Source organism: Eubacterium sp. 3_1_31 (assembly GCF_964249515.1).
GTDB classification, from domain to species: domain Bacteria; phylum Bacillota_I; class Bacilli_A; order Erysipelotrichales; family Erysipelotrichaceae; genus Longicatena; species Longicatena caecimuris.
The window spans coordinates 1-24,865 of sequence record NZ_CAXUBY010000026.1 but is presented as its reverse complement, the minus strand read 5'-3'; the positions used below and the strand labels follow the sequence as shown (position 1 = coordinate 24,865).

General features: G+C 39.4%; 26 protein-coding genes and 2 pseudogenes. 18 read left to right on the top strand and 10 right to left on the bottom strand.

All coding sequences use genetic code 11. The features are described 5' to 3' along the window. Positions 1 to 94: 94 nt before the first annotated feature. From ACESSZ_RS10805 to ACESSZ_RS10730, 16 genes and pseudogenes are all read left to right on the top strand, one after another. Entirely contained in the window at positions 95 to 724 is a 630-nt protein-coding gene (locus ACESSZ_RS10805) for a YitT family protein (RefSeq protein WP_008690327.1), read from the top strand. A 15-nt stretch (positions 725 to 739) separates the two neighbouring features. After that, positions 740 to 1,621, top strand: a complete 882-nt coding sequence (locus ACESSZ_RS10800) for a sugar phosphate isomerase/epimerase family protein (protein WP_008690328.1) — start codon at positions 740 to 742, stop codon at positions 1,619 to 1,621. 31 nt (positions 1,622 to 1,652) lie between these two features. Beyond that, on the top strand, positions 1,653 to 4,457 hold the full coding sequence (locus ACESSZ_RS10795) for a sigma 54-interacting transcriptional regulator (RefSeq protein WP_008690329.1): 2,805 nt from the start codon (positions 1,653 to 1,655) through the stop codon (positions 4,455 to 4,457). 111 nt (positions 4,458 to 4,568) lie between these two features. Further along, positions 4,569 to 4,988 carry a PTS sugar transporter subunit IIA gene (locus tag ACESSZ_RS10790; protein ID WP_499842804.1) on the top strand — a complete coding sequence of 140 codons (420 nt, stop codon included), beginning with the start codon at positions 4,569 to 4,571 and terminating at the stop codon, positions 4,986 to 4,988. After that, positions 4,989 to 5,471, top strand: coding sequence for a PTS sugar transporter subunit IIB (locus ACESSZ_RS10785; RefSeq protein ID WP_008690331.1), 483 nt, complete (start codon positions 4,989 to 4,991; stop codon positions 5,469 to 5,471). A gap of 18 nt (positions 5,472 to 5,489) precedes the next feature. After that, positions 5,490 to 6,266: a PTS mannose/fructose/sorbose/N-acetylgalactosamine transporter subunit IIC gene (locus ACESSZ_RS10780; protein WP_008690333.1), complete on the top strand. Its 777-nt coding sequence runs from the start codon at positions 5,490 to 5,492 to the stop codon at positions 6,264 to 6,266. Further along, a complete protein-coding gene (locus ACESSZ_RS10775; protein WP_008690336.1) occupies positions 6,266 to 7,081 on the top strand; it encodes a PTS system mannose/fructose/sorbose family transporter subunit IID in 816 nt (271 codons plus the stop codon). Before ACESSZ_RS10780 ends, ACESSZ_RS10775 begins: the two co-directional genes overlap by 1 nt. 188 nt (positions 7,082 to 7,269) lie before the next feature. Then, complete coding sequence (gene pta, locus ACESSZ_RS10770) at positions 7,270 to 8,241, top strand: phosphate acetyltransferase (RefSeq protein WP_008690338.1); 972 nt, start codon at positions 7,270 to 7,272, stop codon at positions 8,239 to 8,241. A gap of 204 nt (positions 8,242 to 8,445) precedes the next feature. Then, positions 8,446 to 9,879 (top strand): amino acid permease, encoded by a 1,434-nt coding sequence (locus ACESSZ_RS10765; protein WP_008690339.1) that lies wholly within the window; start codon positions 8,446 to 8,448, stop codon positions 9,877 to 9,879. A gap of 99 nt (positions 9,880 to 9,978) precedes the next feature. Beyond that, positions 9,979 to 11,304 carry a M18 family aminopeptidase gene (locus tag ACESSZ_RS10760; protein ID WP_008690341.1) on the top strand — a complete coding sequence of 442 codons (1,326 nt, stop codon included), beginning with the start codon at positions 9,979 to 9,981 and terminating at the stop codon, positions 11,302 to 11,304. Beyond that, positions 11,304 to 11,954 carry a threonine/serine exporter family protein gene (locus tag ACESSZ_RS10755; RefSeq protein ID WP_008690343.1) on the top strand — a complete coding sequence of 217 codons (651 nt, stop codon included), beginning with the start codon at positions 11,304 to 11,306 and terminating at the stop codon, positions 11,952 to 11,954. The genes ACESSZ_RS10760 and ACESSZ_RS10755 overlap by 1 nt, the downstream gene beginning before the upstream one ends. Before the next feature lie 581 nt (positions 11,955 to 12,535). Further along, the gene (locus ACESSZ_RS10750) at positions 12,536 to 12,796 is read left to right on the top strand and encodes a hypothetical protein (RefSeq protein ID WP_008690345.1); all 261 of its coding nucleotides are present in this window, start codon (positions 12,536 to 12,538) and stop codon (positions 12,794 to 12,796) included. A gap of 175 nt (positions 12,797 to 12,971) precedes the next feature. Further along, a complete protein-coding gene (locus tag ACESSZ_RS10745; protein ID WP_008690347.1) occupies positions 12,972 to 14,078 on the top strand; it encodes a patatin-like phospholipase family protein in 1,107 nt (368 codons plus the stop codon). 86 nt (positions 14,079 to 14,164) lie between these two features. Further along, entirely contained in the window at positions 14,165 to 15,013 is an 849-nt protein-coding gene (locus tag ACESSZ_RS10740) for a collagen-like protein (protein WP_499842803.1), read from the top strand. Between the two features lie 80 nt (positions 15,014 to 15,093). Continuing rightward, a complete protein-coding gene (locus tag ACESSZ_RS10735) occupies positions 15,094 to 16,161 on the top strand; it encodes a glycosyltransferase (protein ID WP_017144739.1) in 1,068 nt (355 codons plus the stop codon). Between the two features lie 178 nt (positions 16,162 to 16,339). Next, positions 16,340 to 16,417 (top strand): annotated as a pseudogene (locus tag ACESSZ_RS10730) (IS200/IS605 family transposase); the annotation flags it as partial. A gap of 570 nt (positions 16,418 to 16,987) precedes the next feature. Here the strand turns inward: ACESSZ_RS10730 and ACESSZ_RS10725 are convergent. The 10 genes and pseudogenes from ACESSZ_RS10725 to ACESSZ_RS10680 all read right to left on the bottom strand — a co-directional run. Then, positions 16,988 to 18,220: pseudogene (locus ACESSZ_RS10725) on the bottom strand (recombinase family protein); the annotation flags it as partial. 25 nt (positions 18,221 to 18,245) lie between these two features. Continuing rightward, complete coding sequence (locus ACESSZ_RS10720) at positions 18,246 to 18,440, bottom strand: hypothetical protein (RefSeq protein WP_142419668.1); 195 nt, start codon at positions 18,438 to 18,440, stop codon at positions 18,246 to 18,248. An 11-nt stretch (positions 18,441 to 18,451) separates the two neighbouring features. Beyond that, positions 18,452 to 19,309 (bottom strand): ParB/RepB/Spo0J family partition protein, encoded by an 858-nt coding sequence (locus tag ACESSZ_RS10715; RefSeq protein WP_142419667.1) that lies wholly within the window; start codon positions 19,307 to 19,309, stop codon positions 18,452 to 18,454. Further along, positions 19,306 to 20,673, bottom strand: a complete 1,368-nt coding sequence (locus ACESSZ_RS10710) for a relaxase/mobilization nuclease domain-containing protein (protein WP_142419666.1) — start codon at positions 20,671 to 20,673, stop codon at positions 19,306 to 19,308. The genes ACESSZ_RS10715 and ACESSZ_RS10710 overlap by 4 nt, the downstream gene beginning before the upstream one ends. Further along, positions 20,634 to 20,975: a plasmid mobilization protein gene (locus ACESSZ_RS10705; protein ID WP_142419665.1), complete on the bottom strand. Its 342-nt coding sequence runs from the start codon at positions 20,973 to 20,975 to the stop codon at positions 20,634 to 20,636. The genes ACESSZ_RS10710 and ACESSZ_RS10705 overlap by 40 nt, the downstream gene beginning before the upstream one ends. 110 nt (positions 20,976 to 21,085) lie before the next feature. Then, positions 21,086 to 21,409 carry a hypothetical protein gene (locus tag ACESSZ_RS10700; protein ID WP_142419664.1) on the bottom strand — a complete coding sequence of 108 codons (324 nt, stop codon included), beginning with the start codon at positions 21,407 to 21,409 and terminating at the stop codon, positions 21,086 to 21,088. 89 nt (positions 21,410 to 21,498) lie between these two features. Continuing rightward, positions 21,499 to 21,786, bottom strand: coding sequence for a hypothetical protein (locus ACESSZ_RS10695; RefSeq protein ID WP_142419663.1), 288 nt, complete (start codon positions 21,784 to 21,786; stop codon positions 21,499 to 21,501). After that, on the bottom strand, positions 21,783 to 22,655 hold the full coding sequence (locus tag ACESSZ_RS10690) for a ParM/StbA family protein (RefSeq protein WP_499842802.1): 873 nt from the start codon (positions 22,653 to 22,655) through the stop codon (positions 21,783 to 21,785). Before ACESSZ_RS10690 ends, ACESSZ_RS10695 begins: the two co-directional genes overlap by 4 nt. A 40-nt stretch (positions 22,656 to 22,695) precedes the next feature. Beyond that, positions 22,696 to 22,896 carry a hypothetical protein gene (locus ACESSZ_RS10685; RefSeq protein ID WP_499842801.1) on the bottom strand — a complete coding sequence of 67 codons (201 nt, stop codon included), beginning with the start codon at positions 22,894 to 22,896 and terminating at the stop codon, positions 22,696 to 22,698. 39 nt (positions 22,897 to 22,935) lie between these two features. Continuing rightward, complete coding sequence (locus ACESSZ_RS10680) at positions 22,936 to 23,838, bottom strand: hypothetical protein (protein WP_217706351.1); 903 nt, start codon at positions 23,836 to 23,838, stop codon at positions 22,936 to 22,938. A 188-nt stretch (positions 23,839 to 24,026) separates the two neighbouring features. Here ACESSZ_RS10680 and ACESSZ_RS10675 point away from each other — a divergent pair, with 188 nt between their 5' ends. Both ACESSZ_RS10675 and ACESSZ_RS10670 read left to right on the top strand, forming a co-directional pair. Continuing rightward, the gene (locus tag ACESSZ_RS10675; protein ID WP_175627750.1) at positions 24,027 to 24,407 is read left to right on the top strand and encodes a helix-turn-helix domain-containing protein; all 381 of its coding nucleotides are present in this window, start codon (positions 24,027 to 24,029) and stop codon (positions 24,405 to 24,407) included. A 16-nt stretch (positions 24,408 to 24,423) separates the two neighbouring features. Then, positions 24,424 to 24,865, top strand: a 442-nt coding sequence (locus tag ACESSZ_RS10670; protein WP_499842800.1) for a type I restriction-modification system subunit M N-terminal domain-containing protein, incomplete at its 3' end; no start/stop codon positions are given.

Genomic DNA, 24,865 nt, shown 5'->3' with positions numbered 1-24,865 from the left:
CCTGTATGTATTATAACGTAAGTAAGCGCTTTTAGAAATACCTTGTTCGTGTATTGGCATGGAAATTGCTACAAAAAAGGTGGAGGTGTTTGTTATGAGGGAAATTTTGCGTATCGTAATTGGAAATATATGTATTACATCGGCCTATGCATTTATCACGGTACCTCGCCATGTGGTAAATGGCGGAGTGACCTCCTTTTCCATGATTCTGCATGTGTTTCTTCCAGTGGATATCAGTGTCATAACCAATTGTGTTACGGTAGTGCTATTGGGAATTTGTCTGTATTTCCTGGGAAAAGCATTTTTGATGAAATCATTGCTTAGCAGTATCTGTTATATGGTCATGTTCAGCAGTTTTCACGCAATCGGTTATAGCCTGTCCATACCAGTATTACCTGCAATTATCTTAGCGGCCATACTGGTAGGAATAGGATATTATTTATGTATCAGTGCCAGTTCTAGCACCGTGGGGTTTGATGTCTTAGCACTTGTCTTACATAAACGTTATGAAAAACTAGATGTTGCCATAACGATGCGCTATATCAATATTGGTGTTATCTTATTAGGCTTTGCTTCCTATGGCGGCATTTCGATATTGATCGGTATTGGTTTTACCATCTTACAGACACAGGTATTAAAACTACTCTTACAAAGGAATGAACAGAAAATACAGGAAGCTTCCTGCGATGAGGCAACTGTATCAAAGTGTATCGTAAAATCATGAAAGGAAGGAAAGGATATGTACTATGGAATGACAACAGAAGAACTGGCTCATCATTATAGTGAAACAGATGTGTTACGGATATATAAGGAAATCGGCTTTGATGCCGTTGATTATAGTTATGATATGCATGCCTATGAAGGCTCTATCTATGATCAAGAGGATTATGTCGCTTATGCAAAACAATTAAAAGCCGTCGCTGATGAAGTTGGTATACGTATTCACCAGATGCATGCCCCGTTGTACCATCGACGCATTGATGTAGCAGCTACACCAGAAGAAAAGAAGCAAGAGGCCTTTTTAAAGAAAATGACGATGCGCGGCTTTGCGGTTGCTGAGTTGTTAGGATGTAACTATATGGTGATGCATCCACGCAAACTGCTACATTATGGCAGTGCAGAAGCACATGCGTATGCCAAGGAATATAATTTAGCAATGTATCGGGAATATGAGGAATTGGCAAGAAAGCATCATGTAAAGATCGCCTTAGAAAATATGTTTGCCTATCATCCTATCACACACACACCTGTTGATACCATTTTTCGCACCGCAGAAGAACTCCTGGCATATCTGCAAGAACTTTCCCGTGATGTATTTGTGGCTTGCCTGGACACCGGTCATGCCAATGTGAATGGCATAGATCCTTCTTATATGGCCGAAGTGTTAGGCTCCTATGTTGAGGTTTTGCATGTTCATGATAATTATGCCGCCCTAGATCAGCATTTGTTATGTGGATTGGGAACAATTGATTGGAAACGTTTTGCGAATACATTAAAAAAGATAAAATTTGATGGTGTTGTGTCGTTAGAAACATGCGCAATGTGTGAAAAATTACCAAAAGTTTCCTGCGTAGACTATGCTCATCTCGCTTACCATACCATCACAAATTTAGTAAAATAATGTATAATACACATACACAGGAGGTGTGAATATGCGCAAGGATAGTATTATGCAAGTAATCAATGCTTATTGTCAAACACACACACTCACCGATTTAAAACAAGGCGTACAGGGGATCAGTGTCTATGAAATTGCTGAGAAATTGCATCTGTTACGCAATAATGTGAATGTAGATGTGAATAAGCTATTTCAAGAAGGCAAGGTTATCAAGATTTGCGGTAATAAGATGTATCGGTTTTATTCACAGGAACATTTTATGCGAGTAACGCATAAAACGCTGCCAGCACAAACAACCTGTTCCAATTTGAATGAATTATTAGGTGATCTTCATGAGGTAAGAGATTATGAAGATCCCTTTACTGCGTTAATCGGATATAATGCCAGCCTAAAGAATGCGATTCTTTCGGCAAAAGCAGGAATATTGTATCCGGGAGGAGCTTTGCATACGATGCTGTTGGGTGAAAGTGGCGTCGGAAAAAGTTTGTTTGCCGAGAAAATCTTCACCTTTGGAAAAAAAGAGGGCATTTTTACTGCTGATAGTCAGTTTGTCGTATTTAACTGTGCCGACTATGCCAACAATGCAGAATTGTTACTTTCACAGCTATTTGGCAGTGTCAAAGGGGCATATACCGGAGCCGATGCAACAAAGGAAGGCTTATTAAAACGAGCGGATGGCGGTATGCTGTTTTTAGATGAAGTGCATCGTCTACCACCCGAAGGACAAGAGATGCTGTTTTATTTCATCGATAAGAAAAAGTATCGTATGCTGGGAGAAGCTAACAGTGAGCATGAGGCAAAAGTAACCTTAGTTTTAGCAACTACTGAAGATCCGGATAATCATTTATTAACCACCTTTTTACGAAGAATTCCGATGGTTATAAAAATACCAAGTTTGAAAGAGAAATCTTTTAATGAACGTAAACAAATGATCTTGTATTTGTTTTCATTAGAGGCATCTGCTATCGGTTGTCCGATCGTGATAGATAAGGATACAATGGCAACTTTACTGCTTTATCAGCCCAAGGGCAATATCGGGCAATTAAAGAATGATATAAAACTGGCAATTGCCCGCAGTTATCTTGAAATGCGTGATCAACAAAATAAGGAAATAACCAATGAAATACGTATTCATAACTATGCTTTATCTTATCAGGTTAAAGATGGTATGAGTGATTTGGATATCGAACAGCGAAGAGAGATTGAAAAGGTGTTGGTACAGGATACGTATATCGTAGAGCCATATGATGTAATTATGGTTGAAGAAGATGACACGGCCTTATTTGCGCCACCACAATTAGATGTAACGAAATCAGATATTCAGACTTCCTTTGAGGAGTATGTAGAAAAGATAGCCCGTTCATTGGAACATGATCAATTGCCATCCTTTATCATAGATACCGAAATCCGTGAAATTATGGCTTTTATTCATGAATGGGTATTACATAATATGAATGTGCTTATTGGCCGCAGCCAAAGCGCGGCACTTGCCTTTTATTTAAAAAATATCCGTGAGAATCGTCTAGATGCTTTTTCTCATGAAGAGGATCTGAAGGATTATGATGTGGCGACCATGGAAGATGCCCGCAGTCTCATTCGTGCGATTGAACAACATTTTCATTTGCGCATTCCTGCACAGGAACTGCATACCTTAGCATGTATCTTAAATACCTTTACAACGAATACCTTACAAAGCTGTGGTATTAGTATGTTTGTTGTTGCTCATGGGACAAGTCTGGCAAGTAATATTGCCGATGTGGTCAATGAATTATTATCAATCCATTATCTGATTCCGATGGATATGCCTTTGACCAAAAATGTAAATCAAATTATGGATGAGTTGATTCTTAAGATCAAACAGGAACCAAAAGGGAATGAAATTTTATTATTTGTCGATATGGGTTCCCTTACTTCCCTAGAAGAAACGCTGCGTCAGAAAACATCTTATCATGTAGTTGTCATCCCAACAATCAACACTCTGTTATTGCTTGATGCAGCAAGAAAAGCCGTCTTTATGCAATATACCTTGAGTAATATTTTACAGGATGTCATGCGGATGAATCAAAAACTGGATGCAACCTTGGAACATCACATTCATAACCATATTGCGCAAAGTAGTGAAAAGATCATTTATACGATATGTTATTCCGGTGATGGTACGGCACATTATTTAGAGAAATATTTAAAAGATTTGTTAGAGCAGGAAGGTATCTTTTCAATTGATATTCTTGCGCTGAGTAATGATTCTTTGATAAAGATTCGCAGTATGATAGAAGAAACTTCCAAAAATAAAGAAGTGTTGTGTATGATCGGCAATGTAGATCCAGGACTTCATGAATATCCCTTTATTTCAATGGAAGATATCTTAATGAGTGATGGGGTGCAGCGTTTATTTGAAATCATCGGTGATATTGATGTCCTTCATAAAAGTGATGTAGTTAAAAGTTTTGAGCGTGATGTCTTTGTCGATGTAGCATTTGAATCGATTGATAAATATCTGATGTACTTGAATTCTAAAAAACTTTATCCATTGTTGATGAAGTTTATCGAAGGGGTTGAAAAAGAATTACAGAAGACGTTGAATAATCGAACATTAACACGCTTGATCGTTCATATGTCTTGCATGATCGAACGTTTGTTATTTGATGAATATCACTTTGAGCAAAACGAAGAAACAATGGTACAAGTAAAGGAACATTCAAAGCTGTATACAATCGTAACTGAGCAATTGGAGGCAATCCGTTCGAGTTTTCACACTACCATCAATCAGGAAGAGTGTTACTATCTTATGCAGATCATTTTAGATGATACAGATGAGAATGCGCATGTATCCATTTGATGTCATCACTGTATTCATGTGTATCATAGAGAGGAAAAGGCTGATAAATAAGCCTTTTTTCAATTTTGGCATGAGATTTGCTAATAAAAAAGTGAAAGGACGTGGAAGAACATGGAGAATAAAGTGGGTATTCTGCTGGCAAGTCATGGGCAGTATTGTCTGGGCACTAAAGACAGCCTGGAGATGATCATTGGTCCCTGTGACCATCTGCTATGTGTGTCCATAACACCGCAGATGAACAATGAAGAAGCACGTCAGCAGATGAAGCGTGCGTATGAAAGTTTGCATCAACAATGTGATGAGGTATTGATATTCACAGATTTATTATGTGGAACGCCAAACAATGTAGCTGTTCGCTTAATGATGGATGAAGAAGATATCACGGTTTTGACCGGCTATAACTTAGCGATTCTGGTGGAACTTGTGAACCGCCGCAATACAACAGCGATGAAGGTGTGTGAGCTGATTGAGGACAGTAAAGAAATCTTGGCTTCATCCTTACGCATCATGAATAAGAGAGGAGAAATGTAAATGGCTATCGAGTTAGTGAGAATTGATGATCGATTGATTCATGGTCAAATAGCGACGACTTGGATCAACAACTATTCGATTGAACAGGTATTGATCATTAATGATGAGATTTTATTAGATAAGATGCAACAATCCGTAATATCGATGACGGCACCTGCGAATGTGAAGGTAAAAGTCTTTGGTGTAGATGCCTTTATTGAGGTGTATAAGAAGAATCCGATTCATCGTCGTACGATGCTGATCTTAACGAATTCGATTGATGCATACCGTTTGGCGAGAGGAGGTGTCAATTTTCCGGTATTGAATGTAGGTGGTATGCGTTTTGAAAATGATCGAATTAAAATCGCCAAGGCTGTTTCCGTTACGACAAAGGAAAGGGAAGCGTTTGAGAAACTTGTGGAAATGGGAATCGATGTACAAATACAAATGGTACCAAGAGATGAATTATTAAACATGAAAGATGTCTTAACAAAAACCAAATAAGAAAAGGAGAAAAAGATTATGTTAGTGAAAGCATTGCTTGTGGCCCTATGGGCTGGTCTTTGTTCACTCGATGATGGAGGTATGCAGCTGCAGATTCGTAAACCGCTGTTAGCCGGAACCATCACCGGTTTAATTCTGGGGGATCTTACACAGGGGTTGATTATCGGCGGTACTTTGGAATTGATGTGGCTGGGTGTAAATTCTGTCGGTGCTTATACACCTCCTGATATCACCGGTGGAGCTATTGTCGGTGTTACTGTGGGTATTACCAGTGACGGCGGTGTGGCAGCCGGTGTTGCCTTTGCCGTTCCGGCAGCAACCTTGATTCTGCAGCTGATTGTCTTGTTACAAACTTATTTATCCGTTCATATTCACCGCGCGGAAATTGATGCTGCGACGGGTGACTTCAACAAAGCGAATCGCTGGCATTTGTATAGTGGTGTTCTGTTATTCTTAGCACGTGCGATTCCATGTTTTATCGCTGTTTATATTGGCAATACCGTATTATCTGATTTCATCGAATGGTTGCCTGAATTTATCATTAATGGCTTAAATGTTGCCAGCGGTATCATTCCTGCTGTAGGTATTAGTATGTTGCTGACAATGATGTTGAAAAAAGATATGTGGATGTATCTGGTGGCTGGTTTTGTCTCTGCCGCATACTTAGGTCTTCCGGTATTAGGAGTTTCTTTAATTGGCATCGTATTTGCCGGTATTCACGATTACAATTATGTACAACGTAAAAAATTAGAACGTGATACAGCGATGGAGCTGGAAGGAGGCATTGATTTATAATGAGTGAAAAATTTGAAATGACCAATAAGGTCTATCGTGAAATGTTTATCAATCATCTGACCTTCCAATGGGGATGGAATTATGAACGCCAACAAGCGGATGGCTGTTTGTTTACCTTAACACCAGTTTTAAAACGGTTATATAAGGATGCACCACTTGAGGAACGAGAACGAGCAATCAAACGGCATTTGGAATTCTTTAATACACATGCAACCCTAGCTCCATTATTGTTTGGCCTTATCGCCGCTTTGGAGGTAAATACACCAGAAGCGGAAAAAGACAGCATCACTTCCATTAAAACAGGTTTGATGGGACCGATTGCCGGTTTAGGTGATGGCTTATTCTGGTTTACCTTGTGGCCAATTTGCGCAAGTATCGGCGCAACTATGGCGGTTACCGGAAATATCTTTGGCGCAATCTTCACCTTTGTCGTTTTCAATGTTATCAATCAGGGAGTGAAATGGTTTGGTTTCCGTATCGGTTATACCAAAGGCATGGATATCATTAACTCCGGTTCGGGTGATGAAGTCATTAAACGCATCTCCGGTGCTGCTACCGTTTTAGGTCTTTGTGTAGCCGGTTGCTTGGTTTCCACAACCGTTAAATTAAGTGTCCCTTTAGAATTTGCCAGTGGTGATGGCAAGATTGTCGTTCAGGAACTCATTGATAAGATCATGCCTTGTTTCTTACCGGTATTAGTTACGCTATTCTGTTATTGGCGTTTGAAGAAAACCAATGGCAAGGAAGCGGTAAGATTGATTTTCGGTATCATGATCGCAGCAATTGCATTAACTTATTTTGGCATTTTAGGATAATAGATGAAAGAAGGGAACGTATCAAAAGACGTATCCCTTTTTCCATCCTTTTATATAACCGTTTTGGTAAATAGCAGTATCTTTCTTTGTGAAAATAATCATTTGTGAAAAAATCCTTTTTTTATGCAAACAAGCGGTGTATAATAAAAAATGGTAAAGCAAGAAAATAAGAAAGAGAGGATATTTTCATGATTGACACATTGATTGAAAAAATTAAGGGTAAAGGAACACGTATCGTCTTTACAGAAGGTTCAGATGCACGTATTCTGGAAGCTGCTGTTCGTTTACATAAGGAAAACATCCTGGTGCCTGTACTGTTAGGAAACCGTGCTGAAATTACAGGTGCTGCCGCATCTTTGGGATATGATCTGGAAGGCATTGAAATGCTGGATCCTAGAGAATATAAGAATATGGATATGATGGTTACCAAAGTTGTTGAATTACGTAAAGGTAAATTAGATGAAGCACAGGCACGTGAAGCTTGTTTGAAAACAAACTTTTTCGGTACTATGTATGTAAAATTAGGCTGTGCAGATGGTTTGTTAGGTGGTGCTACCTATTCAACAGCGGATACAGTGCGTCCTGCACTACAACTAGTAAAAACAAGACCGGGAAACTCTATCGTATCAAGTTGTTTCATTTTATTAAAAGATAAAGAACAGTTGGTTATGGGTGACTGCTCTATCAATATTGATCCAAGTGCAGATGACCTGGTGGAAATCACTTTACAGACAGCACATACGGTTCGCCAGTTTGGTATTGAACCAAGTGTTGGCTTGTTATCATATTCTACCTTAGGTTCAGCAAAGGGCAGCAGTGTGGATAAAGTAAAAGAGGCTGCAACACGTTTAAAACGTATGCCATTAGACTTCGGGGTAGAAGGTGAGATTCAGTTTGACTGTGCCGTAGCACCAGAAGTAGCAAAATTAAAAGCACCTGATTCTAAGGTGGCTGGTAAGATCAATACGTTTATCTTCCCCAATATTGATGCCGGTAACATCGGCTACAAGATCGCGGCGCGTTTAGGCGGATGGGAAGCTATCGGACCAATCCTGCAGGGATTAAATGCACCTATCAATGACTTATCTCGTGGCTGTAATGCCGAAGAAGTATTCAAAATGGCGATTGTGACAGCTGCACAGAAATACATGGATATTTAATTAACGATTGCTTAGCATATTTGGAACCTTTTTGATGAGGTTCCTTTTTTTGCGTAATTATCTAAAAATGATATTCCAATAATTAGCAATTCATGTTTTCATGCGATAGACAAAATATACGAAATGTAAGTATAAAGCTAAATTATTGTAGCGTTCAGTTTTGATTTATGCTATTATTGGAACGTTGAGTTTAAGGAGGTTACAATGGAAAGTTCAAAGAAAATTCTCTGGTATAACCTTGCCTTCATGGCATTCTCTACTGTTTGGGGATTCGGAAACGTATTAAATGGTTTCGTTTATTTCAACGGTATTCAGGTTATATTCAGCTGGGTTCTGATGTTCGCTTTATACTTCGTGCCTTATGCATTGATGGTTGGTGAACTTGGTTCCGCATTTAAAAACTCAGGTGGCGGTGTTTCTTCATGGATTCACGAAACAATCGGTCCTAAATTTGCTTATTATGCAGGTTGGACTTATTGGGCATGCCACATCACTTACATCGCAAGTAAGGGCAGCGGCGGCTTGAAAGCGTTAAGCTGGATGGTCTTCCAAGATGGTTCTACATACGATACCTTCCCTACGATCGGTGTGCAGTTAGCAACATTAGGTGTATTCTTATTCTTCTGCTGGGTTGCCAGCCGTGGTTTAAATCCATTGAAGAAATTAGCAACATTGGCAGGAACAAGTATGTTCGTTATGTCAATTCTTTACATCGTCATGATGTTTGCGGCACCTATCATCAATTCAAACGGTGGTTACTTAAGCATGGATTTCAGTTGGGATAACATCATTCCACAGTTCAATGTAAATTACTTTACATCACTATCCATTCTGGTATTTGCTGTTGGTGGATGTGAAAAGATTTCACCATACGTAAACAAGGTAAAAGATCCTGCAAAGGGCTTCCCAAAAGGTATGATTGCATTGGCAATCATGGTTATGGTATGTGCAATTCTGGGAACAATTGCAATGGGCATGATGTTTGATCCTGCTTTGATCAATGGTTCTACAGAAAGCTTTAACTCTTATGTATCCAATGGTTCTTACTGGGCATTCCAGAAGCTGGGTGAATACTATCATGTAGGTAATCTTTTGATGATCATCTATGCGGCATGTAATGCAATCGGTCAGTTCTCTACGTTGGTTGTCAGCATTGATGCACCATTGCGTATGCTGTTGGATAACGAAGATGCACGTCAGTTCATTCCAACTAAACTGTTGAAACAGAACAAATTTGGTGCTTACATCAATGGTATTTGGATGGTTGTTGCACTATCAGGTGCGATCATCCTGATTCAGATCATTGGTGGTTCAGGGGCAGCCGGTGTATTGGCACAGTTAAACAAGCTGAACTCTGTAACGATGCCTTTGCGTTATCTGTGGGTATTTGCGGCTTATATCGCATTGCGTAAAGCTAGAGATAAATTCCATCCGGAATATCGTTTCACGAAGAATCAGCCGGTTGCACTGGTAATGGGCTTCTGGTGCTTCTTTGTCACAGCAGCTTGCTGTATCATGGGTATGTATTCAGATGATTTATTCACTATGTTCTTAAACGTAGTGACACCAATCGTTCTGACTGCATTAGGTATGATTCTGCCTTTGATTAAGAAAAACGAAAAAGCTAGCACAAAATAAAAACAAAGTAGGTGAGATTCTTAAGGAGTCTTGCCTTTTTGTTTGGCTTGTACATGGAAAAATGCTATAATACAAACGAGTAATTTAGGAGGCTTATATATGTATAAAGAAACTGCAAAACAAGTGTTAGATTTCATTCAAAAAAGTCCAAGCTGTTTCCATGCTGTTGCGGAAATGGCTGCAATGTTAAAAAATGCTGGTTATGAAGAATTAAGAGAGTGTGAAAGCTGGGAATTAAAGCGCGGTGGTAAATATTTTACGACACGCAATGGTTCCAGTTTGATTGCTTTTGCGATAGGAAATGATTTAGATGATTATCATTTCCAGGTAACTTCCTCACATTCCGATTCACCTACTTTCAAAGTGAAAGAAGTTGCGGAATTAAAAGGAAAAGGCGGATATGTACAACTGAATACAGAAGGCTATGGCGGTATGTTATGTGCAACATGGATGGATCGTCCATTATCCATTGCCGGACGTGTCTTAGTAAAAGAAGGCAATACCTTTGTCAGTAAGCTGCTTAGCTTCGATAAGGATCTTGTATTAATTCCTAATGTGGCAATCCATATGAACCGCGATGTAAACAATGGTATGAAATACAATAATCAAGTAGATCTATTGCCATTATTTTCCGCAGGAGAATGTGCAGAAAATGATTATTATGAATTAATTGCCGATGCTTTAGGCACTACCAGAGAAAACATCTTCGGTTGTGATCTGTATTTGTATAATCGTATGGCACCATCTATCTGGGGCGCAAAAGAAGAATTCATTTCATCCCCTAAACTGGATGACTTACAGTGTGCCATTACATCTTTAAAAGCATTATTAGAAAGTAAAGGGAATACTCATGCGGTAAATGTATTTGCTTGTTTCGACAACGAAGAAGTCGGCTCAGGGACAAAACAAGGTGCATGTTCAACCTTCTTATACGATGTGTTACAGCGTATAAATGACAACATGGGATTCACAAAGGAAGATTACTATCGAGCAGTCGCAAAAAGCTTCATGGTTTCTTGTGATAATGCGCATGCGGTACATCCAAATCATCCGGAAAAAACAGATGCTACCAATTGTACATATATGAATAAAGGGATCGTTGTAAAATTCAGCGCAAATCAGAAATATACGACAGATGCTATCAGTTCTGCGGTCTTTGGCGGTATTTGTGAAAAAGCCGAAGTACCAGTACAATACTTTGCTAATCGCAGTGATGCAGCCGGTGGAAGTACGTTAGGTAACTTATCCAGTCAGAAAGTATCTATGCATACCGTAGATATCGGTTTACCTCAGTTGGCAATGCATTCATCTTATGAAACAGCCGGTATTAAAGATTCTTACTATATGGTAAAAGCATTAACTACATTCTATAATACCAATTTACATATTACCGATAGTGAAAGCATTGAGGTACAAGAGAACTAATGGCGGATGGAAAGGCAAGAAAACAACTGCATATTGATAATTTATATCTAGTAAAGAAATTAGATGAAGATTATCAGAAAGCCTTTTATCGGTTGTATGATTATCTGTTAGAGGATACGAAAAAGAGTGACTTGGATAAAAGTATCATTGCCAATATTGCTTTAGAACAATGTATGGAAGGCATGAAGGCACAGAAAAAGCCACAACTTGTGATTCCTCGCGATTTGAAAGACTATGTGGCGAAGTATTCCAAAGGTCCTGTGTATAAAGAAATGAAAAAGAAATTACGCAATCAGGATTATGAGAAACTGCAGATTGGCAGTATTTGGATGGTATTTGCGATTGCGATGGTCTTATTCTTCTTAAAGAATCTGTTGACAAAAGATTACCTGGCCAATTATGCAATTGACGCAATCGTTGCTTGTATTGCCGGGGCTATCGCTTTTCAAAACTTTAAGATCAAACGCAGAATCATTCGTCGTTATCAATTTGGCAGCTTTTATATGCGTGTCGATGCCGCAACACTCTTAGCGTGTGTCTTCATTAAGCTGGTATCACCGTCAAATTTTGATATCACCTATTTGTTATTAGTCATTTCTTTCTTTATCACAAAGAAAAAAATCAAGCCGCAGTTTGAAGCCGTAATCTAATACATAAGTGATGGAGCAATCTGTCACTTTTTTCTATCGGCATAGGATAGAAAGCACAATAGGAAAATGCTACGATCAAAGCAAGTCAATCATCGTATTTTTATACATGTATGCGAAAAAAAACAGCCGAGTTCGCTTCCAAAGAATACTTTTGCATGTATATATCATGATTGATTTATGCATTATATAGAATGCGAATAAAGGAATCCATCATCAAGCGGTTATGCATCAAACAACTATTACAGCCTCTTTCATCTTAATACTATAGCATTATTTAAAGCTTTATATTTATCATGTTTTACTGACATTTTATGGAAATAACCGTTATAATAAAAATAGGATAACAGGCATTTCGAAGATAAGCGAAAAAATATTATGGGAAAGTAAATTTCTTTATGAACGATGCCTTTTTGATTGCTGAAGATAAACAGACGTTTACGATCTTAGTAGGTATGCTTGTCACAACAGCAAACAAGAAAAAAAGATCAAGTAGCATACTTTGAAACGCATAAGGTGATTTTCTATGTAACCAAATCCACTTGCAGCACTATAGTAAGGATAAGAAAAGGGAGATGAAGAAGATGTTACATGTATTTAATCGCAGTGAAGTATTTATAACGTATACGAAAGAAAACTTGGATAAAGTAACTCATACGTTAGCATTACATGGTATAGAATACACCGTTAAAACGACGAAGGTTCATGATGAGTATACGGAAGAAGTCATAAAAGGCTCTTCTTATGATATGAGCATAGCATATAAGCTTTATGTAAGAAATGATGATTTAGAAGAGGCTCAGCGTTATGTGCGTCAGGCACTATTTCCTAAAGAGCAAGGATAAGGATATTTGCAAATGCATGGAAGAGGATGTAACGAAATAGACAAGATTGACAAGTCGATGAGGTTACACCTCTTTTTTCTATGCTTCATCAGCGCATCGTAAAGCATGTACGATATGGTCCATGTCCTTTCATATTGGCAAAATCCTAGGCATAGACTATAAAGGGGGCTATATCATGTTGAAACAGGATATGAAAATAGGGTTGGCATTATCTGGTGGCGGTATGCGTGCTGCCATCTTTCATTTAGGTGTCTTAAAATGGCTTGCTGAGCAAGGTTTGCTGAAAAGGATTCACCATATTTCAAGTGTATCCGGGGCAAGTATTGCAGTAGGTCTGATTTTTGCGAACAATGATAATCAATGGCCATCCGATGTAACATTTTTATCAAAAGTTCTTCCGGCTATGAAACGTGATATTATCACAAAAGATATTCAATGGACGGCTTTATGCAGGCTTATTGTATCCCCTTATTATTGGAATAAAAAAGCAAATCTGTTAGCGCATGTCATGGAAAAACGATGGAAGATCACGGCCTGTTTACAAGATATCCCGACACTTCCTTTATGGACCATCAATACAACTGCTTATGAAACGGGAAAAGATTTTCGCATATCCGCAAAGCGAATGGGCTCACAGTATAGCTTTGTGCAACGCCCGCGCTTTCCTCTTAGTCATGCGATTTGTGCAAGTGCCGGTTTTCCTGTTTTCATCGGACCATATACATTAAAGACAAAAGCGTATGTATGGAGTGATGTTACAGGCTCTATGATTGTTCGGGTAAGAGATGAAACCCTGCATCTATGGGATGGCGGTGTTTATGATAATATGGGCTTAGACCCGCTTTTTTCCTTTCAAGGGCAAAATAAGCTGTGTCCAGATATTAATTATCTTATTGTCAGTAATGCATCTATGGACAAGCTGGAGCACAAGATGCGAACCATTGGATACTCATTCAGTAATCTAAAACGATTATTAGCAATCAGTATGACACAAAGCCAGCTCCTCCGTAAGCAGGAAGTAATAGATTTTATGGAGCAAAATAAACAAGGACTTTTCTTACAAATAGGCAGTCAAACGAAGGATATGCTGCGTCATTGTGATATATCTTTTGCCCGTAAACAAGAATTGCTTCATGCATCGCTAAAGGAAAGTGATGTATTACGCGTAAGTTCTTATAAGACGACCTTAGAGCGGGTAAAGAAAGATGATTTTGAACGTATTTTGCGCCATGGTTATGAAGTAGCCAAGTTGAATTCTCTTTGTTCTGGTCATATATCATGAACTGTGCGATTTCATCGGCACAACTATCCCGATACCTGCATATAGTGGATTGAACGTGATAAGCGTACAAGGGAAAGGGGAATGTTATGTACCAGAACAGATATGGAAACGACTACGGCTATGAGCATCATCCAAATGATGAAAACCGTTTCGATTATGGTAACTGTGATGATAGAGGAAATGAGGCGGATTTTGGCTATAACGGTAATTATGATTATCCGGATGGCAATTGTGCTTATGATGATTTTCATCCAATGGAAGATTATCGAAACCAAGAGGGATGGTGCCCTCAGCCAGGTATGGGGCCAACAGGTCCCATGGGTCCAAGAGGACCAAGAGGTCCACAGGGTCCCAGAGGATTACAAGGGCAACAAGGCAGAGAAGGCTTACAAGGCATTCGAGGTCCGCAAGGTGTAACCGGTCCACAAGGAGTGCCAGGTATTCAGGGGCCTACTGGACCTACCGGACCACAAGGTATACAAGGAGTTATGGGAAACACCGGACCTGCCGGAGAAAGTGCACCTATCATCCATTATGCATCCGCATCGCTAACATCATTTACACCAAAATCACTATGTCCTCAAGATGCTTTGGTGTTTGATTGCGGCAATGTCAGTGATGGCTTTACGATTTCAAATGATTATACAAGTCTGACTGCACAACAGGAAGGCACGTATATCGCGGAATATGGTGTTTTAATCAGTTCTTCGGTATGTGATGGCGATGCATTTGCTTTAGAAATTAATAATGAAGAATTGTTAGAAGAATCCCGCATGCCATTAGTATGCGAAAACCAATTTGTAAGAGGCTGTGTCATGTTAGAATTGCATCCGAACAATAGCATTCGTTTGGTATCAGACTGCCACAATACGATAGAATCTTGTAGCAATCATCATACCGTAAATGCATATTTGATTATTTATCAGATACGTTAGTTCTTATTATGTCTATAACTAATGCACAGTGAAAGGATGGGAAACTATCCTTTTCTTTGAGAGAGAGGGGATGAATATCGTTGATAAGCATCAGTGTATGTATGATCGTAAAAAATGAAGAAGATGTATTGGCAAGATGTTTAGACTGTGTAAAGAAATTTGCGGATGAAATCATCATCGTCGATACGGGAAGTGCGGATAAGACAAAGCAAGTCGCAAAGAAGTATACGGATAAGTTATATGATTTTTCATGGTGTGATGATTTCAGCAAGGCTCGTAACTTTTCTTTTTCCAAGGCGAGTATGGAGTATTGTATGTGGCTGGATGCGGATGATGTGGTAGAAGATGAGGATATTGAGAAGATACAGAAACTAAAAAAAGAACTAGATAAAAAAGTTTCCATCGTTATGATGAAATATCATACGGCGTTTGATGAAGATGGAAATCCTTCTTTTTCGTATTATCGGGAACGTATGGTAAAACGGGAAGAATTGCATTTATGGGAAGGGGAAATTCATGAAGTGATTCCCTTAACAGGCAGACTGCTTTATACCGATATCGGAATCTGTCATCGCAAGGTGCATGTGAGTGATGCCAATCGCAATCTGCGCATCTTTGAAGCTATGTTGGATAAAGGAAAAAAGTTAAATCCGCGGGAACAGTTTTATTATGCCAGAGAGCTATACTATCATAAGCGCTATAAAGATGCCGTTAAAGCATTCAAAAAGTTTTTAAAAGAAGATAGCGGCTGGATAGAAAATAAAATTGATGCCTGTGAGATGCTGGGATATTGTTACTATGCCTTGCATAAAGAAGAAAAGGCATTAGAAAGTTTTTTATGCTCTTTACAATATGAAGTACCACATGCCGAGTTATGTTGCGATATCGCAAAGCATTTTATGGATAGAGCGAAGTATAAAGAGGCTATCTTTTGGTATGAATGTGCTATGAAAGTACCGATGAATGAAACCAGTGGTGCTTTTATTCGTGAAGATTGTTATGGGTATATACCAGCCATTCAATTGTGTGTCTGCTGGTGGCGTTTAGGGGATAAGGATCGAGCGGTTCAATATAACGAATTGGCCGGAGTGTATAAGCCTAAGAGTCGAGAAGTAGAACAGAATCGGCGATTTTTTGAAATGAAATAAAAATAATCAAGGGAAAGGGTCATTCATAAAAGGTGAATGACTTTTTTGTATGAGAAAACCCCCAGATAGTCTGGGGGTTCCGTAGAGCTTTAGCGATGAGCCTTTAAAAATAAAACTCCTTTTGATAGAATAAGAATGCGGTCTGGCAACTGCATAAAAATCAAAAGGAGGACAAATAATGAATAATAATCCATTAAATGACGTACATACTTTATCACACACCACATGGAATTGCAAATACCACATAGTCTTGGCAACACTCATCTGAATCACACAAAGACAATTTGGATGTGATAGTACCTGTTTCTCTCGTACCAGATATGTAACCGGTTGCCCGGAAGAACTCGTCATAGTCCTCTTTGGTGCAACCTTTAATAAAGATATGACAGCAACGCTCGTCGTTTTCATCGACTATATAAATACGCTCCACAAAGGATTGTATCAGCGTTACCAGTACATCCGGCTGTGCGTCCTTTGCGTATTTCTCAAAGGACAGCAGCCGTTCTTTGATTTCTTCAATATCTCTCACAGCATACATCTGACTTTGCCTGCTGTCTTCTAATTTTTGTAACAGTTTTTCCGTTTCAGAAAGCTCGTCCGTCAGCCCTTTTACATCATCTTGAATAAACCGTTTTAGATTATCGTCTGCTTCCCGCAGATTTTTCACCTGATTTGAAATAGCAGTTTCAAGCTGTGCTTTCTTTTTTCTTAGCTCGGTCAATTCCTGCTCGTTCTGAGAACTCTTAAAAATATCTGAAGCCTTCTGATTGAGTAATTTGACAAAGTATTCGCTGTCCTCATCGGATAGATTGGATAACTGTTTGACTACAAATTCATCAAGCAATACACCGTCAACAGCACGGAAAGTACATTCGCTCAAACGATAGCCGGGACAGACATATTTGAATCTCGGCTTGCCGTTTGTCCATCGATTTGATTCGGAGACAACTCGCAGGCGTTTTCCACAATGCGGACAGTATACTAGTCCTGCCAGCAGAGCATTAGTCTTTCGGTGCGGGCGGTTGTATTTTTCTGCGATGGAATCAAGCATATTTTGTGTATCAATCCATTGCTGACTCGGAATAAAGCCTTCGTGCCTGCCAACCGAGATAATCCATTCAGAAACAGGCTTTGCAGACATTAATTGCACAAATTTTGGAGAAATGAAGGTGCTGTCAGCGTCCTCAAACTTCTCTTGGTCGGTTTTGTTATAGGCGGATAAGCCGTGCTGACCGTCAAACTCTGACAGCTCAGCGCATACTCCGCCGCCGTTTTCGTAGAAATAGTTGTAAGCAATTTCATCAGCAACGCAGTAGACAGGATTTTTTAATAATAATCTTGTAGTGGAAGTGTTGAATTTGCTGCCGATCTTTGTGCGATAGCCAAGCTCATTCATCCAGTCTGCTGTTTTCTTAATAGAACGGGTTTCCGAAAATACAGCATAGAGTTTTTGTATCATTGCTTTTTCTTCGGGAATGCTCTCCAAATAACTGTAAGCTGATTTGTTTTTGCCGCTGCCAGTCTTTACACGCTTTACTGTGAAACCTGTGGGGGTATTTCCGCCAAGCCAGCGTCCGTCTTTAGCCAGCTCCATCATATTATCTGTGATACGCTCGGTCAGAGTATCACGCTCAAATTCCGCAACCACAGCAAAGATTTGAATGAATATTTTGGATACGCCGGAAGCGGTGTTGATATTGTTGGAGCAGATCAGCAAATCCACCTTGTGCTTTTCAAGAAAATCAAGCAAGCGTAAAAGGTCGCTGGTTTTTCTGCCGATACGGTCTAGCTTGTAGCAGACAATGGCACGGATTTTACCCATTTCAATATCGTGGAGCATACGCTGGAAATCAGGACGGTCGGAATAGTAACCGGAGAGTCCTTTATCCTCATATTCCATAAAATTATAATCGTCGTAAAGCTGAAGTTCTCTTTTGGCATATTCAGCGCATTGCTTAAACTGTACGCCGATACTGTCGCCTTTATTTGTAATGCGGGACTTTCGGGCGTAGATTGCTACGCTACGATTGTCCTCGTTATTTTGTTTTTGTTTTTTCATCATAGCTGCCCTCCTTACCGTCTGATTATACCGCTATCCCTGTAACCGTTTCTATTGTGCGGCCTCGTTTTTGAAGGTCGTATAGAAGTAAGCGTAAGGTTTCAACATCAAAGGCACGGATTTCCTGCTCAAGGTATTCCATTCTCTTGTTCTGGAAAGTGCGCAATGAATTTTCATAATCGTTTCCTCTGTGAATTACAGCGTTCATCTTAAAATCCATAGGCGAACCTCCTATCTTGAATCTCTGTCACGCAAGCGCTTTCGATGGTACGCTTCGCAGAGTTTTACAATGGTTTCTTCCATTTGAGTGGTAGTATAATCTTTTGGAAAATATTTTTGAATACGCTCAACAGGGATTTTTACACGCTCTTTCTGATTGGCTTTTTCTTCGCTCATAATGGCGGATAACTGTTCTTTCGTGAACAATCCCTGTATACTGAGAACCTTTAAACGCTGTGCCTGAGATAAATTAGGCGTACAATCGCTGTACTCCATTTCTGATAGCAGCATTGTCTGTTCTTCAGGTTGCAAATAGGAAAGTTCAACGGCGGGCGTAAAAGCAATTCTCCCTTCGTCAACCATATCTAAAATGGGCGGGATAAGATTAGTAAGACGAATATAGCGACGAACTTGATTTTTACTTTCATCTGCTTGTTGCCCTATGATTTCAGCGGTTTCCAACTTCCGCCCAACTTGGTCGGAAGTTAAATCTGTCCTTTTGCCTTGCCGTGATAGTGCTTCCATTTTCAGCTTGTAAGCGAAGGCTTTCTCCGATGGTAAAATATGTTCTCGGTGCAGATTGCTGTCTACCACTGCGATGGCAGCGGCGTCACGATCAAGGGGAACAATTAAGGCAGGGACTTCTTTTATCCCTGCCTTTACTGCTGCACGGAACCGTCTGTGTCCCGATACAATTTCATATTCATCTGCGGTGTTTTCTTTTGGTCGGACAATTAACGGAGACAAAATACCTTGCTCCTGAATACTCTCGATCAAAGCGTTCATTTCTTCGTTGTCCTGAACCTTAAAGGGATGTCCCTCAAAGGGGAAAAGTTTTTCTATTGCAATATTTTTCGGTGTGTTTTTCATCGTTCATAATTCCTTTCTCTGTTTTTGGCTTTTAATTGTATTTCCATAGCACGCTCGGTTTCAAGCAATTTCAAGATATGCGGATACCGCTCGGTGATGGATTGTGCGGTTTTGAGATCTTCACGCAAAGGTTTTAACTTTGCAGAGATTTTTCTTGCCGCCGCTTTGTTCTGTTCTTTTTCTTCTTCCGATTTCGGGCGGCGGATACGGTTATAAATTTTCTGCCTCTCCGACTTCAAGGTAGAAATATCTGTGGATTTTTTCTCGATAAATGAAACAAGCTCCTGTGCGGAATCGATTTGATTCTCACAAAGAAGTTTGTATTCCTTTAAGGTTTGATCTAATTTTCTGACTTCCTGCCGTAGTGCCGGGGATAGAGGTTTTGGGGATGACGGCTCTATATTGTTGCCTGTAATCAGTTTCCAAAGCTCAATAATCAATGCAAACGCAAGCTGTATCCCGTCCATACGCTGTGCTTTTTTAAATTCGTATTCAAGCTGTAACAGCGGTGCATACCGTTTTGGAATACGAATTGCGTAAAGAGTAATATTTTTCTGATTATCAATCAGCCTCTGCCGTATTTTCTCCTGCGTATATTGCTCACCCAAAGAATCAAGACGGACAGAGCGTTTCCAACCGGGAGCAATAATGGAGGGATGACGGTAATCGTTGTTTCGGGCGTAAGAGTAGCCGAGATTTTTCAGGTATAAATCAAAGCCCTTCCAGTTGGTTGTATTTGAAATTGCTTCATCAATATCTTGTTTCAGAATATCTCGGTGAGTTAAACCGTTGCTTTTGTGAATCCAATAATCTTTCTTTCGATTGCCTGTGAATTTACTCGGCGGCAATACGCTTTTTCCTCGCTCCAAGCAAACTGCGTCGGAAATCTCTCTCAGCTTGTAATGGTCGGAAATATGGTTTTCAAACTTCCGCCCGGTACGAAAAGATACCGAATTTACCACAATATGATTGTGAAGATTATCTGTGTTCAGGTGGGTGGTAACGACTATCTCATAATCCTTGCCCCACATACGCCTTGCAGTTTCCAGTCCGATTTGATGCGCTTCTTCGGGGGAGATTTCCCCACTACAAAAGCTTTGGTATCCGTGATAGGCAACATTCCCGCCGAGTTTGCCGTAACGACGCTTAGTAGCCATCATATATTCGTATGCTCTTTGTTTCGGACAGTTGATACCCGAAACATACATCGTTTGATCCGTCTTTTTATCATTCTCAACATAACGGAGTGCCGCATATAAATCTTCATCCAAGAATTTCTTGTCAGTGGTTTTGTCAGGGTTACGGGCATAGTCGATTACTTCTTTCAGCCTGTTTTTGACAGGCCAGAATCCGGTGGTCGCCATTTACGCATATCCTCCTTCCGTGGTAATAAAAGTTCCGAATGAATTTCATCAATCAGTGAAAGCAGTTTGTTTTCTGTTTCGGGCGTAAATCCCACTGTGTTGTCAAGCTGACACAATTTGTTATAGAAATCAAAAAAGACATCAGGAAGAACCGTTATCGGTTCATATCCCAATGCCCTTTGCACCAGATATTCACTAATAGATAAATTGCATTTTTCGGCAAATCGTTTGATTTTGTCTTTATCTTTTTGATTTACCCGAATGTCAATTCGGGCAAATTTTTCTTTCGGGTTTCTGTTCATAGATTTATCAGTCCTTTCAAAATAGGGTGTTAGGGACGTCAGTCCCTAAAGAGAAAATCGGCTAAACAGCCGATTTTGAGTTGGAACTTGCCGTACAAGTTCCCTGCTTGTTACAGCATAAGACACGATTGCTCTCCCTTGTTTCTCTCAACCTTTCTCAAATAAGAAATTCCGTTTTTTGCTCTCTCAAAAGTCAGCGTTAGCATTGCTCCTTCTTCAATCTCAGGGATACCGAGATACCCGGTGTTCTGCCAAGCGGAAGCCATAACTTTACTGCCGTCTTCAAAAGTGAAGTATGCAAGAATATTTCGTTTCTTGCCCCAACGCTTGCAATCAAGGCGTGCTTTAAATACGCCATCTCTCTCATTGGTCAGGTATTCATCAACACAAATACCTTTTTCTTCAAGTTGTCTTAATGATAAATAAGCTCTCATAATATAAATCCTCCTTAATTTTGATTTGATGCCAAAATGATGCCACAGTGAATTTCAGAGCGTAAAAAAGCGGCACCACTCTGATGTCGTCATTCACCGAGAAACATATCGAGGCAATACATAAGTTCGTTTTCTTCTTCGGACAGTGCTTCGGTGGGCTGTGCTGATTCCATCTGTATTACAGAAAGATTTTGCAAGCACTCACGAATAGTTTTTCGGATAACCTCTGTTATTTCTGTGTGTGGCTCATAAAATTGATTGATAGCAGTAATAACTGCCTTGTTTTTTGAATCTGCTGTATTTTTTAAATGCTCCCAAGCCTTGCGGTCAGCTTCGTTATCCAGGTTAAACCTAAGGCTCATTCGTTTGATACTCATAACGCACCGCCGTTTTTAATCAATTTCATTTCCAGCATTCGTTCATACCCTTTGGCAGTAGCACAAATATCATCGTTTACAGTAATACGGCTTTCGTCATATTCAGCAAAGTTACGGATCATACAACCGTCTCCTCCGACAATATACAGCTTCATCAGTTTTGAATCGTAGCCGTGTTCACGCAGTCTGCGGAAAAAACTTTCCACATACTCTTTTGCAGTATTGGTTATTGTTTTCAAATAGTCGCCGTCAATATCTGCTGCGCCGAAACGAAGCACACGGGTAATCATTTCTTCGGGCGGCTCTGCGTGATGAATTCTCATTAGATTCTCACGGATATGGAGCATACACTGGTGTGTTCCAAATTTCTCGGTAAAACAGCGGTGGGGGTTCGGTTTTTTATCATTGACGAACATAATATTCATCGTGCCGTTGCCAATATCGCAGAGCATATTTACACCTGAAAAATCGGATAAGTGATTGACAATAGCGGCAAATCCCTGTGGGTAAACATCTGCACCGACAATGCGGATATGATAATCCTTGCCTTTGAAATTAAAGTCAACTGTTTCGTTCTTCAGCAAATATCGTTTGAATTCTTCTCGCTGTTCGCTTACCCAAGTCAGCGGAAGCCCGGCGGCAATCAATACATCAGCAGAATAGATTTTTGCAATATTCAGTTCCCTTGCGACTGCCGCAAGCGTCAGAACATAATAGTCTTCATCCAGCATTTTATCTGCCGAAAACTCCTTATGTTCTGCGCCGATAAGATAATACTTGTTATTCCAAACAAGCAGATTGTCTTTGAAAATTGGTTCTTTATCATATACGGTCACACCTGCCTGAAAACAGCAGTTTTCCGTTTTCATATTTCCTTAGCCGTGGTCAATACCGATGATATATGTTTCTTTATATTTTTTCATTGTGATTGTCCTCCTTGATTTTAATGATTTCTTGTTTGCTTCCCGAAAAAACAGGGCAGACACCACTACTTATCATCAAACAGCTTTGGTGTCCGCATTGCATACATAGGGTGTTCTTAATTTTGATTTGCTGCGATTTTATCAGATTGTACTGCACCCCAAAGACCTCCTTTCTGCTTTTGCGCATAAAAAGAACACCTACCGATTTATACATCAATAGGTGTTGTCAGATAATTTTCTTATTGCTGAATCCCAAATCTTCACCGCTGAATTTTTCGTAAGCTAAGCCAATCTTTCGGATTCTTTTGTGAATAGCACTGTGCGTTTTGAAGCCTGATTCCTCTGCGATTTTTTCAAGTGTAACATCATCCATTCGCATTGTGAGTATTTTCCTGTCTGTTTCAGAAAGAGTGTCTAAAAACTCGTTGACTGCAATCGGTTCTAATACGGTACTCTCAACATTAACACTGTCATCAGGAATATCCCACTCCATTCCGTCTGTATTCTCTGCATACTTTTCTTTTATTTCATCAAGAGATTCAATGGATATTTTTGCACGGGTGTGATACCACTTGCGGTAAAAATCGATTTTTTGTCGGCTCTTTCGATAATCAAAATCTTCAAAGCAACGATATTCTTCCGCCACAGCAATGATCTCATTCATATTGTGTTTTGCCATTATTTTAGGAACGAGCCAAGTGAATGTTTCTGAGATTTCTTCTTCGGATATATATCCGAGATCTTCGTCTACATTGCTGCTTTTTAATATCTCCTGTGACTTAGGGATAATCCCTTCATCTTCCATTCCTTTAATCCAAATAGAAACTGCGTGCGCATATCTCCAAGACGGTTCATATCCTGAATAAATCTCCCTTTTTGTGCCAAGCCCCATAAAAGGCCACACCATAAAAGCGTAAGCGTCGATTATTACAAGCTTAAACAAATCACTTTCTATTATTTCTATGGCACGACGATCTTGAAGTAATTTTCTTGGATTTCTTGGAATACTGTTTATTTCTTTTCCGCACTTATCCAAAATGCTTTTGGGGATGAAATAAAACGCAGAAATATATTCTGCGTTGCGAAACGGCGTGATCTCACCGTTTTTTCTTTTTAATAATATCGGCATATTTTGTGCCTCCTTTCCAGAGAGTATACTCTCTATTTATTAAACGACATAGAAATCTCATTTTGTTCCTGGATTATAAAAATATTATAGCAAATAAATTTGATTTTGATAAGAACCTTGATTTAATTAGCAATATAATATATAATAACAGTATGTAAGCTAACTAACTTACAATGGAGGTGATAAAGGTGGATGATTTGAATTTGAAAACGGAAAATGCTGAATTTGGTCAATATTTGCGTTCCGTCCGACAAGCAAAAAAAATATCAATTCGTCAACTTGCAAAAGCGGTGAGTAAAACACCTACATATATCAGTGATATTGAAAAGAGTAATAATAAACCTCCCGAAAGAGAGTTATTAGATAGAATAATTGCAACATTGCATTTAGAAGAATTTCCAGACATAAGGAACAAGCTGTATGATTTAGCTGCAAAAGAAAGAAAAGATGTTCCAGCAGATATTAAAGAATACCTAATGGAAAATGAATCAATATTAAAAATTATTAGGTCGGCAAAAGAAAGCCCAAACGAAAAGCAAATCTGGGCAAAAGTATCTCAGATTATTTAATGGTGGAGGAATAAAAATGGCTGAATTAAGAAAAGAAGATTTGTGGGTAATGGCGGATAAACTCCGCAATAATATGGATTCTGCAGAGTATAAGCACGTATGTCTTGGTCTTATATTCTTGAAATATATTTCTGATAGTTTTGAAAGAGCTTATCAAGAAATTTTTCAGGATGAATATGCTGATCCGGAAGATAGAGATGAATACCTTGCAAAAAATGTGTTTTGGGTGCCGCAGGAAGCACGTTGGGAAACAATTAAAAACAGTGCTAAAGATCCGACAATTGGTCAGGTTATCGATAATGCCATGTATGTGATTGAAAAGGAAAACTCTTCCCTTCGTGGTGTGCTTCCTAAAGATTTTGCAAGAGCATCTTTAGATAAAATAGCGATAGGTAACTCTTTGATGTTATCTCCAAGTTTTCCCCCGCTTCACACCGTACATGAAACTTTCGCTTCAT

What these genes read in the sequence shown, in the direction of transcription:
- ACESSZ_RS10805 (WP_008690327.1), top strand. Translation starts at nt 95, where the DNA reads ATGAGGGAAATTTTGCGTATCGTAATTGGAAATATATGTATTACATCG.
- ACESSZ_RS10800 (WP_008690328.1), top strand. Translation starts at nt 740, where the DNA reads ATGTACTATGGAATGACAACAGAAGAACTGGCTCATCATTATAGTGAA.
- ACESSZ_RS10795 (WP_008690329.1), top strand. Translation starts at nt 1,653, where the DNA reads ATGCGCAAGGATAGTATTATGCAAGTAATCAATGCTTATTGTCAAACA.
- ACESSZ_RS10790 (WP_499842804.1), top strand. Translation starts at nt 4,569, where the DNA reads ATGGAGAATAAAGTGGGTATTCTGCTGGCAAGTCATGGGCAGTATTGT.
- ACESSZ_RS10785 (WP_008690331.1), top strand. Translation starts at nt 4,989, where the DNA reads ATGGCTATCGAGTTAGTGAGAATTGATGATCGATTGATTCATGGTCAA.
- ACESSZ_RS10780 (WP_008690333.1), top strand. Translation starts at nt 5,490, where the DNA reads ATGTTAGTGAAAGCATTGCTTGTGGCCCTATGGGCTGGTCTTTGTTCA.
- ACESSZ_RS10775 (WP_008690336.1), top strand. Translation starts at nt 6,266, where the DNA reads ATGAGTGAAAAATTTGAAATGACCAATAAGGTCTATCGTGAAATGTTT.
- pta (WP_008690338.1), top strand. Translation starts at nt 7,270, where the DNA reads ATGATTGACACATTGATTGAAAAAATTAAGGGTAAAGGAACACGTATC.
- ACESSZ_RS10765 (WP_008690339.1), top strand. Translation starts at nt 8,446, where the DNA reads ATGGAAAGTTCAAAGAAAATTCTCTGGTATAACCTTGCCTTCATGGCA.
- ACESSZ_RS10760 (WP_008690341.1), top strand. Translation starts at nt 9,979, where the DNA reads ATGTATAAAGAAACTGCAAAACAAGTGTTAGATTTCATTCAAAAAAGT.
- ACESSZ_RS10755 (WP_008690343.1), top strand. Translation starts at nt 11,304, where the DNA reads ATGGCGGATGGAAAGGCAAGAAAACAACTGCATATTGATAATTTATAT.
- ACESSZ_RS10750 (WP_008690345.1), top strand. Translation starts at nt 12,536, where the DNA reads ATGTTACATGTATTTAATCGCAGTGAAGTATTTATAACGTATACGAAA.
- ACESSZ_RS10745 (WP_008690347.1), top strand. Translation starts at nt 12,972, where the DNA reads ATGTTGAAACAGGATATGAAAATAGGGTTGGCATTATCTGGTGGCGGT.
- ACESSZ_RS10740 (WP_499842803.1), top strand. Translation starts at nt 14,165, where the DNA reads ATGTACCAGAACAGATATGGAAACGACTACGGCTATGAGCATCATCCA.
- ACESSZ_RS10720 (WP_142419668.1), bottom strand. Translation starts at nt 18,440, where the DNA reads ATGGATTTTAAGATGAACGCTGTAATTCACAGAGGAAACGATTATGAA.
- ACESSZ_RS10715 (WP_142419667.1), bottom strand. Translation starts at nt 19,309, where the DNA reads ATGAAAAACACACCGAAAAATATTGCAATAGAAAAACTTTTCCCCTTT.
- ACESSZ_RS10710 (WP_142419666.1), bottom strand. Translation starts at nt 20,673, where the DNA reads ATGGCGACCACCGGATTCTGGCCTGTCAAAAACAGGCTGAAAGAAGTA.
- ACESSZ_RS10705 (WP_142419665.1), bottom strand. Translation starts at nt 20,975, where the DNA reads ATGAACAGAAACCCGAAAGAAAAATTTGCCCGAATTGACATTCGGGTA.
- ACESSZ_RS10700 (WP_142419664.1), bottom strand. Translation starts at nt 21,409, where the DNA reads ATGAGAGCTTATTTATCATTAAGACAACTTGAAGAAAAAGGTATTTGT.
- ACESSZ_RS10695 (WP_142419663.1), bottom strand. Translation starts at nt 21,786, where the DNA reads ATGAGTATCAAACGAATGAGCCTTAGGTTTAACCTGGATAACGAAGCT.
- ACESSZ_RS10690 (WP_499842802.1), bottom strand. Translation starts at nt 22,655, where the DNA reads ATGAAAACGGAAAACTGCTGTTTTCAGGCAGGTGTGACCGTATATGAT.
- ACESSZ_RS10685 (WP_499842801.1), bottom strand. Translation starts at nt 22,896, where the DNA reads ATGCGCAAAAGCAGAAAGGAGGTCTTTGGGGTGCAGTACAATCTGATA.
- ACESSZ_RS10680 (WP_217706351.1), bottom strand. Translation starts at nt 23,838, where the DNA reads ATGCCGATATTATTAAAAAGAAAAAACGGTGAGATCACGCCGTTTCGC.